Source organism: Brachyspira suanatina, from assembly GCF_001049755.1.
Taxonomy (GTDB): domain Bacteria; phylum Spirochaetota; class Brachyspiria; order Brachyspirales; family Brachyspiraceae; genus Brachyspira; species Brachyspira suanatina.
This window is the reverse complement of the sequence record NZ_CVLB01000003.1, coordinates 132212-146610: the sequence shown is the minus strand read 5'-3', so window position 1 is coordinate 146610 and position 14399 is coordinate 132212. Positions and strand designations below refer to the sequence as shown.

General features: G+C 27.8%; 8 protein-coding genes, 4 tRNA genes and 1 pseudogene. 4 read left to right on the top strand and 9 right to left on the bottom strand.

Features of this window, described 5'->3' with window-relative positions; all coding sequences use genetic code 11:
* Positions 1–286 precede the first annotated feature (286 nt).
* Together BRSU_RS12370 and lon are read left to right on the top strand one after the other, a co-directional pair.
* On the top strand, positions 287–2236 hold the full coding sequence (locus BRSU_RS12370) for a methyl-accepting chemotaxis protein (RefSeq protein WP_048595869.1): 1950 nt from the start codon (positions 287–289) through the stop codon (positions 2234–2236).
* Between the two features lie 372 nt (positions 2237–2608).
* Positions 2609–5122, top strand: a complete 2514-nt coding sequence (lon, locus tag BRSU_RS12365) for an endopeptidase La (protein WP_048595867.1) — start codon at positions 2609–2611, stop codon at positions 5120–5122.
* 475 nt (positions 5123–5597) lie between these two features.
* Here the strand turns inward: lon and BRSU_RS14525 are convergent, their stop codons facing one another.
* Entirely contained in the window at positions 5598–5753 is a 156-nt protein-coding gene (locus tag BRSU_RS14525) for a hypothetical protein (protein WP_157031492.1), read from the bottom strand.
* A gap of 353 nt (positions 5754–6106) precedes the next feature.
* A complete protein-coding gene (locus BRSU_RS12355; RefSeq protein ID WP_048595865.1) occupies positions 6107–7249 on the bottom strand; it encodes a VWA domain-containing protein in 1143 nt (380 codons plus the stop codon).
* Between the two features lie 297 nt (positions 7250–7546).
* On the opposite strand from BRSU_RS12355, the gene BRSU_RS12350 reads away from it, so the two are divergent.
* Complete coding sequence (locus BRSU_RS12350; RefSeq protein ID WP_245158109.1) at positions 7547–8695, top strand: AAA family ATPase; 1149 nt, start codon at positions 7547–7549, stop codon at positions 8693–8695.
* Between the two features lie 3 nt (positions 8696–8698).
* On the opposite strand, the gene BRSU_RS12345 is transcribed toward BRSU_RS12350, so the two are convergent.
* The 7 genes and pseudogenes from BRSU_RS12345 to BRSU_RS12315 all read right to left on the bottom strand — a co-directional run bounded on the left by BRSU_RS12345 (position 8699) and on the right by BRSU_RS12315 (position 12292).
* Complete coding sequence (locus BRSU_RS12345; protein ID WP_048595861.1) at positions 8699–9877, bottom strand: tetratricopeptide repeat protein; 1179 nt, start codon at positions 9875–9877, stop codon at positions 8699–8701.
* A 73-nt stretch (positions 9878–9950) separates the two neighbouring features.
* Positions 9951–10024, bottom strand: a tRNA-Arg gene (locus BRSU_RS12340).
* Positions 10025–10261: 237 nt separating this feature from the next.
* Positions 10262–10992: pseudogene (locus BRSU_RS12335) on the bottom strand (hypothetical protein).
* Between the two features lie 84 nt (positions 10993–11076).
* Positions 11077–11841, bottom strand: coding sequence for a hypothetical protein (locus tag BRSU_RS12330; protein ID WP_048595858.1), 765 nt, complete (start codon positions 11839–11841; stop codon positions 11077–11079).
* 157 nt (positions 11842–11998) lie between these two features.
* A tRNA-His gene (locus BRSU_RS12325) sits at positions 11999–12074 on the bottom strand.
* A gap of 68 nt (positions 12075–12142) precedes the next feature.
* Positions 12143–12216: transfer RNA gene (locus tag BRSU_RS12320), tRNA-Arg, on the bottom strand.
* A gap of 2 nt (positions 12217–12218) precedes the next feature.
* A tRNA-Pro gene (locus BRSU_RS12315) sits at positions 12219–12292 on the bottom strand.
* A 159-nt stretch (positions 12293–12451) separates the two neighbouring features.
* Between BRSU_RS12315 and BRSU_RS12310 the strand changes: the two genes are divergently transcribed.
* The gene (locus BRSU_RS12310; protein WP_048595856.1) at positions 12452–14395 is read left to right on the top strand and encodes a fructose-bisphosphatase class III; all 1944 of its coding nucleotides are present in this window, start codon (positions 12452–12454) and stop codon (positions 14393–14395) included.
* The last annotated feature ends 4 nt before the right edge of the window (positions 14396–14399 follow it).

Here is a 14399-nt window from a genome sequence, read left to right as displayed (position 1 = left end):
TAATAAAATCTTGGGCGGGTGCTATATTTCTAATAAGGCAAAAATATAAAATAAAGTAAAAATTACATATTGTATAATGAAGGATAAAGGGTGGGGGTTGTAAATAACTTTTTTTGTAAATCTAATTATAAAAATTGTGAACCTCTGTCAAGTTTTACTTTGCAGAGCCTTTGCTATAGGCACACACAGCGGGTGAACAATTTTTATTAGCAACAATTGTATATAAATACATATTATTGTATAATAATGTAAATATAATTTATAATATATTTTGGGAGATACCTTAATGAAGATCTTTAACAGCCTGCAATTTAAAATAAGTATGGTTATAGTTGTACCTTTTATTATCATGCTTATTATATCAAATTTATTTAACATATTTTCTGTTAATAATGTTACTAAAAAACTTTCATACAAAGTACTAGAAGAAAGTGCAAAAGGAGAGGCAGCTAAAGTAGAATCTCTTGTTCAGGAAGCATTTGATAGTTTAAATACATTTGAATATACAATAAATAATTTATACCAATCCGGAGAAAGAAATAGAGAAGTATATAAAAATACAACTAAAAATTTTTTTGAAACTTTACCTGAAGGTACAGGAGCATTATTTCTAATATTTAAACCTAATGTAATGGGAAATGATGTTGATTATATAAATGATCCTAATTATTCAGAAGCAGGAGGAATGTTTTCTGATTATGTATATAGAAACAATGGTACTTCTGCAGATAGAGGTATGACAAGCGAAGAATTAAAAAGCGATTACTATTCAGTACCTGTAACTACAGGAAATATTAATATTACATCTATATATGATTTTGAAGTTGGCGGTAAAATGGTAAAAATGAATACCTGGTCAATACCTTTAAAAAATAAAGGAGAAATTATAGGTGTTGCAGGTGTTGATATATTTATTGAATCATTAGCTCCTATAATGGATAATATCAATCCTTTTGAGAATACTCTTACCTCTTTATTTGATCATAATGGAACTTTACTTTATAACAAGGAAAATGAATCCTATATAGGTAAAAATGTTTATGAAGCTTATCCTTATTATAGGGATAATAATGTATTAGAAAGTATAAAAGCAGGTCAAACTGTGATATTTGAGGATTTCAGCACATCATTAAATACCAAATCTGCATATATATTTGTACCTATAAAACTTGAAACAGGTCAGAATTGGGGTATGAAAATATTAGTTCCTAATTATGTAATACTTGAAGACAGTAATAATATAAGAAATATTATGATTATAATTTTAGCTGTAATATTAGTAATAGTATTTATTATTACACCTCTAATAATAAAAAAGAAAGTTGTATTTATCATTAAATTACTTGCTCAGGATTTAACTAAATTATCTAAAGGAGATATATCTTGGGATACTCCTCCAGGATTTACAGAACTTAAAGATGAATGGGGAGATATAGCAAGAGCAATAAAAAGCATATTAGATAATTTAAATAATGTTATGAATACTGTTAAAGAATCATCGGAACAAGTTGAAAGTGCTGCCAATGAAGTTCTTTCAGGAAATAATGATTTATCTAATAGAACAGAAATGCAGGCTTCCAGCTTGGAGGAAACAGCATCAACTATGAATGAAATGGCTTCCAATGTAAAATTTGCTGTTTCTGATATATATGATAGTACAAATATGGTTGTTGAGGCAAAAGATTATGTAGGAAAAGCAGGTAGAATAATAGAAGAAAGTGTTAATAAAATGGATGCTGTTTATGAGGCTAGTTCTAAAATAATGGATATAACTAAAATGATAGAATCTATTGCTTTTCAAACTAATATACTTGCACTTAATGCTTCCGTTGAAGCAGCACGTGCCGGAGAACAGGGAAGAGGTTTTGCTGTTGTGGCAAGCGAAGTTAGAAACTTGGCCCAAAATACGCAGGAATCAGTAAAAAATATTACTTCTCTTATAGTTGATAGTAATGATAAAATAAATTTAGCGGCGGCAAGTGTTAATGAGTCTAAAGATATTTTCAATGATATAGCAGATAGAATGGATAAAGTTTCTGATTTGATGCAGAAAGTTAATATAGCTGCGAAAGAGCAGGAAAATGGTATAGGGCAGATTAATATCGCCATAAATGAAATGGATTCTTCAGTTCAGCAAAATGCAGCTTTGGTTGAAGAGGCTAGTTCATCATCTCAATTACTTCTTAATGAAGCTAAGAATTTGAATAAATTAATTGATTTCTTTAAATTAAGATAATCTTTTATTGTTTATATATCAGTATAAATTAAATACAATATATTGTTTTAAGTGTTTTATTATTAAACAAATATAATAAAACACTTTTTATTTTTTGTATAAAAATATTTTATCTTAATTTTTTATTAATATATGTATATATCTAGCTATATATTATTTCTTTTATTGATTTTTTTATTAAAAAATAATCATATATTATATAAAAATAATGATATATTTTGAACAAAAAATATTTTAAGTTCATTTTATATATAAAATATTAAAAAAATATTATAGATTGGCATAATTATTGCATAGTATACTTAATATGATTTTATTTGACTTATAAGTATATTTTATATTATACTATACAATATTATTAGGAGTTTTTTAATGGCAAAAGAAAAAAACAAATTAGATAATAATAAAAATATCGATAATAATAAAAATAAAAAAGAGGATAATATAGTTGCTATAGTGGAAGATAAGTTACCTTCTAGATTGATAATTATACCTGTTATGGGGAAGCCTTTATTTCCCGGGCTTTATGCTCCATTTCCGATACCGGCCCATCATGCAGATGCTGTAAATAAGGCTATAGCCGAAAATGACGGATTTTTAGGACTTAATTTATATATTTCTGATACTCCGTCTGAAAAGAAAACACCTTCTGTTGATGAAATATACAAGGTTGGTGTTGTTGTAAAAGTATTCAAAAAATTGAACTTGCCTGACGGCGGACTTAATCTTCTTATAAATTCAATACGAAGATATAAGGTTATAAAATTTGTAACTACAGATCCAGTAATAAGAGCAGAGCCTCTTTATATACCTGATATAGATCCTTTCAGAAATGAGAAAGAAGCCAAAGAAATAAAAGCATATACTAGAGCTTTACTTTCAGATATAAAAGCCATAAGTGAGAATAATCCGCTTTTCACTGAAGAAATGCGTCTTACTATGGTGAATGTAGATGATCCCGGAAGATTGGCTGATTTTGTTACATCTATGCTTAATGTAGAGCGTGCAAGTCAGCAGGAAATACTTGAAACTTTTGATATTCAGGAAAGACTTGAAAAAGTACATCTTCTTCTTCAGAAAGAGAGAGAAATATCTGAAATACAGCAGAAGATTCAAGGCAGCATCAATTCAAAAGTACAAAAGCAGCAAAGAGAATATTTCTTAAAAGAACAGTTAAAAGAAATAAAAAAAGAATTAGGATACGATACAGATCCTAAACAAAGAGATATAGAGAAGTATAAAAAAACTCTTGAAGAGTTAAATGTTATAGATGAAGTAAAAGAGAGAATGGAGCAGGAGATAGAAAAAATTTCTACAATAGATACTCATTCTCCGGAATATACAGTTTCTAAAAATTATTTGGATACTTTATTTGCTTTGCCTTGGAATAAGGAAAATAAAGAAAGAGAAGATATATCAAAAAGCAAAAAGATATTAGACAGAGATCATTACGGACTTGAAGATGTTAAAGAGAGAATATACGAATTTTTAGCAGTGAGAAAATTAAATCCTGAGAAAAAATCTTCTATACTATGTTTTGTAGGCCCTCCGGGGGTTGGTAAAACTTCTATAGGTAAGAGTATTGCTGAGGCATTAGACAGACCTTTCTTTAGATTTTCTTTAGGCGGTATGAGAGATGAAGCTGAAATTAAAGGACATAGAAGAACTTATATAGGAGCTATGCCTGGTAAAATTATTGAGGCTTTGAAGATAGTAAAAGTTAAAAATCCTGTTCTTATGCTTGATGAAATTGATAAATTGGGAACAAGTTTTCAGGGCGATCCTTCAAGTGCATTACTGGAAGTTTTAGATCCGGAACAGAATGCATCATTTAGAGATCATTATTTGGATTTGCCTTTCGATTTATCAAATGTTTTATTTATTACTACTGCAAATACACTTGATACAATTCCTAGACCTTTGCTTGACAGAATGGAAGTTATAAGACTTTCAGGATACATTATGGAAGAGAAATTAAAAATAGCTTCTAAATATATTATACCTAGACAGGTTAAAGCTCATGGACTTGATATAAAAAATATAAAATTTACTAATAAGGCTATAAGTACGATAATAGATGGATATGCGAGAGAGGCTGGGGTTAGAAATTTTGAAAGAAGAATAGAGAGAATATGCAGAAAAATAGCTGCTGATATTGTAGAGCATAATAAAAAGACTTACAGCTATACAATAGATGGAAAAGATTTAGAGAAGTACCTTAAAAAGCCAATATTCACAGAAGACTTCACAGAGAAGGATTTAAAGCCGGGAAACTCTATAGGCTTAGCTTGGACATCTTTAGGCGGTGCAACTCTTACTATAGAATCAATAAAGGTATCAGAGAAAAAAGATTCCGGAAATATACAGGTAACAGGACAGCTTGGAGATGTTATGAGCGAGAGTGTAGAGATAGCTTATAGTTATGTAAAAAGCGTTGCCAAAGATTATGGTGTTGCTGAAAATTATTTTAATGATGCTATGATTCACTTGCATATTCCTGAAGGAGCTACTCCTAAAGACGGCCCTTCAGCAGGTATTACTATGGCTACTGCTTTGCTTTCACTTTCTATGAATAAAGTTATAAGAAATGATACTGCTATGACAGGCGAGCTTTCATTGAATGGAAAAGTTTTGCCTATAGGCGGACTTAAAGAAAAAACTATAGCGGCAAAAAGGCTTGGATTCATTAAGCATATAATAATACCTCATGAGAATATTAGGGATTTAGATGAGATTCCTGAAAATGTTAAAAAGGGTTTAACTTTCCATCCTGTAAAAGATGTTAAAGAGGTGTTTGACTTTATGTTTAAATTGAATAAGCTAAATAAAGCAAATAAATCAGAAAACCAAAAATCAGCTAAAAAAACAAACAAAAAAAGTAAATAACAATATTATATTAGAAAATAATAAAAGGTGCAGGATTAATTATTCTGCATCTTTTTTATTATTATTGATTTCATTTATTATTAAAATCTAATTTTATATAATTAAAAACATCTATTCCAGTATAATATCTCAATTCTATTTGATTAAAACCTACAGCGGTAAATTTAGTACCATCGCTGTAAGTATTATCTTATACAGCTACTTGTATAGTTATAACTACTCTCAAATTGTTATTCAAAATATTGAATACTAATGTTGGAGTATGTACCTGTACATATTGATCTATGTAAGTGAAGTTATATCATACTCTTATGCCAAATATATAAGAAGTTTACCCCAAACCTGCAGATAAAGTATGATTAAAATTAACCTGATTATTTCAGTCAGGAGTTAGTATAGATCCAATATATCTGTCGTTAGTTTTGAAGCCTAATGTACATTTGATTGTACCATTTCCTAAAGTGAATCCCAAATGTTACATTCTTGCTCTAAGTTGATTACCATTAGTAAGGAAATTAATCCAGTCATTACCGTCAGCACTATACATACCAAATGCTGAAACTGATGTTATTAATAAAGAACCTGTTACATAAATTAGAAACTTTATTTTTTTGTTAACTTTCTGTATCATAAAGTTATCTCCTATAAATACTTTTTATACTATTACTATTTCTGAGTATAAGCATCAATAGTATGCTGAACCAATTTCTTGGTTCAGCAAAGAGAAAAAAGTTTTATTAACTATTAGTGTTGTAAAAAAACAATATGAAAATATATTTTTTCAGAAAAATATATTTTCATTCAAGAAATATTGATGTTATTTATCTTCTATATAAAATATAATATACGATATTATATAATATAGAATATATAGTTGTGTATGCTTATTGAGAAAATAAAATCTATATGCTTATTTATTAGCATAATATATAACATATAAGTGATTTTGCGTATATATTTGTTAATAATTGTTAAATAAATTTTTTATGATATTACAGTACTTATCCATCTGGAAAGCTCATCAGGAGTAATAGCAGCAACTTTAGCTCCTATTTTTGCTAATTGCTTTGCCGCCTCTTTATCATAACTAGCATCGGCATTATAGTCTAAAGCAGGAAGCACGAAAAGTTTAGATCTTGCTTCTATTATGTCTCTTGCACTTTTATACATATGTTTGTAATCATTGCTGTCATATAAATCGCTTATAAGAAGTACTATAGTTTTGTCAGGTGCAGTTGTAATCTTTTTAGCATATTCCAAAGCCATAACAATATCAGTACCTCCTCCTAACTGAACTTTAAATAATACATCTATTGGATCTTTCACGCTGTCGCTTAGATCAACTATGGAAGTATCGAATATTACAAGTTTTATTGATAAATAGGGAAGATTTGAAAATATAGATGCCATTATTGCAGAATATATTACAGAGTCTATCATAGAGCCGCTTTCATCTATCAGTATTATTATATGCCAAGGATTATACTTTTTTATGTTTTGATTGAAATATAATTTATCTACAAATATAGTTTTATCTTCAATGTTATAGTTTTTTAAATTATTTCTTATTGTTTTTTTTATATCAAGGTTTTTGAATATTTTATTTTGAGTAGTGGAGTTTGGAAGTTTTTTACCATAGAAAACTTTTTTTATATCGCTTTCCATTTTCTTTTTTATATCATCAACAACTTTTCTTACTATATCATAAGCAAGCTTTTTAACGCTGCCATTCATCATATCTTTAAATGTGAGAATATTTTTTAAAAGCTCCATATTAGGCTCCATCTCTTTTAAAATATTCTCATCAGTGATCATCTCAGTAAGATTATATTTTTCTAATGCATGAGTTTGCATAATTTCAACTGTTTTTTTAGGAAATAACTTTTTTACCTTAGCAACCCAAGTAGGTACAGTTAAAGCGCTTTTATTTTTTCCGCCTCTCTGTTTATCATTATTTTCAAAATCAGCATATCCTGCTTCTCTGCTGTATTCCCTATCATATAAAAAACCTAATGATTGATCCATTTCAGAATACTCTCCGTCAAGCTCTAAATTATTTTCAGCGAAACTTCCGAGTATTAAACGCCATCTTGATGCATTTTTATAATCTATATTATCTTTATCCATTCTCTAATAATAAGATAAATAAATAAAAAATCAAATATTTTTATGCTTTAAAAATATTATTCTAATTCCCAGCTCTCTATATTTTATGCTTTATTTTGAAATCTTAGTATTTATTTTCTTATTTAATTTAATAAGAAAATACAGCACCCACACAAGCTTTTTTTAAGTTTTTTAATCTTTACATATTTTAGATTGTTTTGTTTTTATAATACTAGAGAGAAAATATATAAAAAATAAAATAACATGCTTAAAAAATTTACAATTGCCAATTACAGATCTTTTTATAATGAGGTTGTCTTGGATTTAAGCGTTGATATTTCCGAAGAAAATGAATGCCGATTTATAAAAAAGATGAATGATGAATATATATCAAAATTATGTCTTTTATACGGTTATAATGGTTCAGGTAAAAGTAATTTAATCAATGCTTTAAAATTTATTCTTTATTCTAATAATGGATATATAACTTCAAGTGATGACAGTATAAAGAGACTTTTAGATCCTAATATGATTTATGGTAAAGATGATAAGAGCAGATTCTGTTTGGAGTTTTATTCAAATGATGAATGCATATTATATCTATATGAATTAGTATTGGATAATCAAAATAAAAGAATATATTCAGAAAAATTGATAAAAAATCATGATATTACGGTATTTGAAAGAGAATTGAATTATATAAAAAATGGTATGTTTAATTATAATAAATATATTCCAGATACAAATACTTTTCTGAGTTTTATAAATGATGAAAAGATAGATGAGTACAGAGAAGAAGTAAATTATTATCTTTCATTATTTAAAAATTTATGTTTTTTATTTCCATTTACAAATGAAGCGGACTTCTCATCATATGCTATAGTAGAGGCTTTCGATTATTTTAATAAATATAATATTTGGTATATATATAAAAAACTACTTTCATTTATTGATATAGATGATTTGAATATAGAAGATGGTATGTCTGCTAATGAATTCTCTTTTATCATAGATAATAAAAGATTAGTATCCAAACATGATAGTTATAAGAATGATTTTGATGAGGTTGAATCAGAAGGAAGTAAAATTTACGCTATTAATTTGATTTATATATTAGTTTCTCTTCTTAATGGTACATTATCTATAGTTGATGAATTTAATGGGATACAATCAGAATTATTAGAATTTGTTGTAAATTTATTCGGCAGAAATTTTTTTAATAAAATTCACCCAATAGAAACAGATACTTCCCAGCTTATACTTTCAACCCATGATTCATCTCTTATGAGTATTGAAGGTACTATGCTTTATAATTATTTCATCACAAATAAAGAAAATAATATGAGCAGTATTTATAGAATAGATTATTTCAGTAAAATGAATAATAATTTAAATATTGGCAATTTAGAAAAAGAATATAGAAAAAATAGACTTGGACTTACAAAGAAAAAAATAAATATATTTTAATAATTAATATTTATATATGTATAATGATCCTCTGTTATCATAAAGAGCTTCAGCAGAATTAATTTTGAAAGCAGTATTACAATCTTCTATAGATTTGTCAAAATATTTTTTATCTCCAGAATTTTTATATTTGGTAAAATATAAAGCACTTCTATTGTTGAGAGCATATATATTATTATAATCAATTTTTATAAGCTCATCATAATCATTTATAGATCTTGCAAATATATTTTCATCTCCGCTTATTTTATATTTCACAGCATATAATGTGGCTCTGTTATTAAGAAGTTCAACATCTAAATGATTAGCAGATAAAGTATCATTAAGTATAATTAAAGCTGTTTCATAATCCTCTTCTGATTTTTTTAATTCATATCTTATAGAATATAAGATCGCTCTATTATTTGAAACATTTTCATTATTAGTGTATAAAGATAGAGCATATTGATAATACTCATTGGCTTTTTTGAAATACTCATCTTTATTTTCTCTTCCGTACATTTTAGTATATAAAATTCCAGCACCATTTAAAGCTAAATAATTTCTATCATCTAATTGGAACATTTTTTCTATTATTTCTAATGCCTGTTCATCTCTGGAATTTTTCATTTCTTTTACTAAATTTTTATACATTTCCTCTATTTCAAGCCTTATAGACTCACTGGATGATGAATCAATCACACTTCCTATCGGATTAGAAGGTTTATCATTATTTTCTTTAATACTCATAACGGTATTATTGCTACTGCTAACATACGATGTATTAGTTATATTGTTATTTGTGAAATTAATTACTAAAGTTAGTATAAACATAAGTACCGCTATAAACAATAAAGCATAAGTAGTGGTCCTTACATTGTTTTTCATTGTATAATCTATGGAAAATTTAAGTGAATTGAAATGTGGAGTTATTCCTAATCTTACTTGTTCTTTAACTAGATTTGTAAATTCATTTGCTATGGCATAATTATTTAATTCTTCTTTGAAATACAATGTCATCATATCCATATACTTACTTTCCATTCTCAAGGAAAGTGAGTTTGTAAAGTTTTCTAATTCTCTTCTAATTCTGTTTTCTGTACCTACGCTATATATATTATATGTAATAGAGAATACTAAAAGCATAATAGGAAATAGTATTAATATAACTAAATTGAGTTTTTTTATAGTTTTTTCTTTCATTTTTTATAAAAAACCTTTTTTCTATTACATTATTTATATTTTAACATATTTATTCAAATAATCAATTTTTATTCGCGTCTGAGAGGAATCGAACCCCCAACCGGCGGAACCGAAATCCGCTGCTCTATCCAATTGAGCCACAGACGCTTTTAATATTGTTAAAATTATCGGAAACTATGAACTATAGTTTACGATTTAGTATCAAATTCAGTTCTAATTTGTGGGCTTATATATTTGTTATTACGACCAATATTAAAAGCTGTTTATTTCTGTAAAATACAAGGTATAGCTAATATTATTAAAAAAGTTTTCATAAATATATATTATAGTATATTAATATACAAAAAAATATCAAGTTATATTGAAATTAATATTTTTTTTATATTATAATTTAGAGGCAAATCTTAATCCCAATTGAATACCTACATCAAAACTATCAACTCTGTAATTTTCTTTTGAATCTGATTCTTTATATGATAGACCTATATCATACCCAAAATACGCACCTAAATTGAAAGCTAATTTATCAGTAAAAAAGAAAGAATAATCGAATGTAACTTTAATATATCCGATAACAGATGATAAATAATCAGAAGATTTATAATTTTTTTAATATTCTCTTCTGATTTTATTGAATTGCCAAATATATTTATAGTTTTTATTGCTCTACTTTCGCTTGTACCTGCAATTGGTATTTTTACTCCGCCTCCCATACCTAAAGAAAATGCGCCGAGATTAAATTTGGGAAGAAGTCCTATCTGAAAATTATGCATATACAAGCTATTATATATATTATATTCTTCACTTCCTCCAAATGCAGAAATACTATGATATAATGAATATTTAAAGCTGTCATAACTGTAGCCTAAATCACCTAAAATACTTAATCCGAATTTTCCGAAAGCAAACATATAACCAATCTGTATATTTATTCCGGCATTAAATCCTGCTTTAGTATTTATTTGAGGTTCGCTTCCTATTGACTCAACCTCGCCATTGAATATTCCTAAGGACACCCCTAAAGGCACATTTAATATAGCTTCAAAACTGCCTTTTGCAAATAATTTTATATTGAAAGTTGTAATGATGATAATAATTAATAATATTTTCTTCATAAATAAATAATAATAAAACTATAAAATAAAAGTCCGCTAATATAACAATCAGCAGACTTTTTATTTAGTAAATAAAATAAAATATTAATAGCCAACTCTAGGACCGAATTTGAATCCTAAATTGACACCTATATCAAAACTATCAAGTCTTGAATCGTCATTGAATAATGGCTGATTATTTTTATAAGCAAGTCCAAAATCATAGCCAAAATATGCTCCCAAAACAAAAGCCATACGATCATTAAAGAAGAAAGAGTAATCAAATGTAGCTTTTATATAAGGTATTACTCGAGTTTTAAAATCAGAAGATACATATTTAGTACTACCATTAAACTGTGAAAAATCTATTTGTTGACCATTGACATTTGCTTCAGTTTTAGCTTCTATTGTTCCAGCCATAGGAATCTTAACTCCTGCTCCTATACCTATAGCAAAGTTTCCAAAATTCAATTTAGGAAGAATACCTATTTGAAAATTATGCATATACATACTGTAATATGATTTCATATCAAAATTATTTCCTGGAACACTGCTTGATAAGGAGAATGACATTCTGTAACTGTCATAACTGTATCCTAAATCACCTAAAAGGCTAAGACCTACGGCACCAAAATCAATCATATATCCTATTTGAGCATGTACTCCAGCATCAAAGCCCACTTCTGAATTAATAGCAGGTGCAATGGTGGATAATCCTGGATATGTGAAAGTTGTTTCTCCTATAAATATACCAAAAGATGCTCCTAATGGTACATTTAAAGCGAATTCAAAACCGCTTGCTGCAAATACTTTAATATTAGCTTCTAATACTAAAGCAATCACTAATGATAATTTTGTGATTTTTTTCATTTTTTATTCTCCATAAAAATGATTTTTAATAGATTTAGATACAATTTTTTAAGCTGTATAAAAAATAATCTATATATTAAGTTATAGCTATTTTATCTTAATGTCAATATAATTTTTATAAATAAATTTTATTAGAGAAAGATTTTAAAAAAGAAATGGGCGAAAGACGGGACTTGAACCCGCGACATCCAGATCCACAATCTGGCGCTCTAACCAACTGAGCTACATTCGCCATTTAAACATTAAAAAGAGTTATTATTTTTTATCATATAATAAAAACCGCTGACAGACGGCTTATATGCGCGCCAGACAGGAATCGAACCTGTAACCTACTGCTTAGAAGGCAGTTGCTCTATCCAATTGAGCTACTAGCGCATTCGGGATGGTGAGACTCGAACTCACAACCCCCTGCTCCCAAAGCAGGTACGCTAACCAATTGCGCTACATCCCGTTAAATTGTGTTTGCTAATTATATACTAATTATATTTTTTGTCAACATTATTTTTTAATATAATCATTTTTACTATTATATGTAGATTATATATAGATTTGCAAATATTTTTGTATATAATATTTAACTATATACATAATATTATATTGGAGTTATTTTATGAGAGATAAAGATTATTTAGAATTATTATCTAAAAAATACCCTACAATAGATGATGCTTCGGTAGAAATAATAAATTTAAAGGCTATATCTCAATTACCTAAAGGTACAGAATATTTCCTTAGTGATATACATGGAGAATCTGACGGATTTGAATATTTGCTTGGCACTTCTTCGGGAGTAATAAGAGAAAAAATTGAACTTTTATTTAAAAATACTTTACCTGAACATGATAGAGTTGAACTCCAAATATTAATAGTAGATACTAAAAATTTGATTAATAAAAAAGCAAATGAAAATGATTTTGCTGATTGGTGCAAAATAACTATATACAGACTTATAAGAATATGCAAACTTGTAACTAGCAAATACACAAGATCAAAAATAAGAAAAAAAATGCCTGCTAATTTTGCATATATATTGGATGAACTGCTTCAAACTGATGCTGAAGAAAACAAAGAAAATTACTACTTCTCCATAATTGAATCTATAATAGAAATATCTACTGCAGATAAATTTATCATTGCATTATGCCAGCTTATTCGTCAATGCAGTGTTGATAGGCTTCATATAGTAGGCGACATTTATGACAGAGGGCCTCATCCTGATAAAGTTATGGACAGTATAATGACTTTCAATGAAGTTGATATTGCTTGGGGTAATCATGATATACATTGGCTAGGTGCTGCTAAAGGAAGTTTAATATGCGTTGCTAATGCTGTTCGTTTGGCTGTAAGATATAACAATTTTGACTTATTAGAATATAGCTATGGTATTAATTTAAGATCTTTATCATCATTTGCTAATGATATTTATAAAGATGATCCATGCGAAGTATTCAAACCAAATACTTTAGACAAAAATATTTATGATGAAGTTGATAAAGATTTAGCTGCTAAAATGCATAAGGCTATATCTATAATACAATTTAAATTGGAATGTCAGCTTATCAAAAGACATCCTAATTATGGAATGGACGACAGAATTCTTCTTGACAAAATAGATTATGACAAAGGAACTATAACATTAGAAGGAAAAACTTATGAGCTTAGAGATAAGAATTTTCCTACAATAGATAAAAATAATCCTTTTGAATTAAGCGAAGGAGAAAATACATTAATACAAACTTTAGCATTCTCTTTTATGAATAGTCCTACACTTCAAAGGCATATGAATTATATGTATGCTAAAGGCGGAATATACAAAATATTTAATGGAAATCTTCTTTATCATGGATGCATACCTACTAAAGAGGAAGGCGGTTTTGATGATGTTTATATAGACGGTAAATATTTATCAGGAAAGAAATATTTAAAACAAGTAGAAGATAAAGTGAGAAAAGCATTCTACTGTGAAGTAGGAAGCGAGGAACAGCTTAATGCTTTAGATTACTGTTGGTATTTATGGTGCGGCCCTAAATCGCCTTTATTCGGTAAAAATAAAATGACTACTTTTGAGAGATATTTCATAGAAGATAAAGATACTCATAAAGAAAAATACAACCCTTATTATTATCATATAGATAATAAAGAATACTGTCAGAATATATTAAGAGAATTTGAACTTGATATAAATAAATCACATATAATAAATGGTCATGTACCTGTAAAGACTCATAAAGGAGAAAGCCCTATTAAAGGAGGAGGACTTCTTCTAGTGATAGACGGAGGACTTTCAAAGGCTTATCATAAAAGCACAGGCATAGGCGGCTACACTTTGATATCAAATTCGAATATGATGGTTATTGCAGAGCATAGGCCATTTACTGAAGTTGTAGAATCCGGATTTAAATTGAGTCCTAAATCTATAATAGTAGAACGTTTTATAAAGAGAATTACAGTAGGGGAAACTGATATAGGAAAGCAGCTTTCAAAAAGAATAGATGATTTACTAGAGCTTTTATCTGCATACAGAAGCGGTATTGTTAAAGAAAAAGTTGATTAACTTT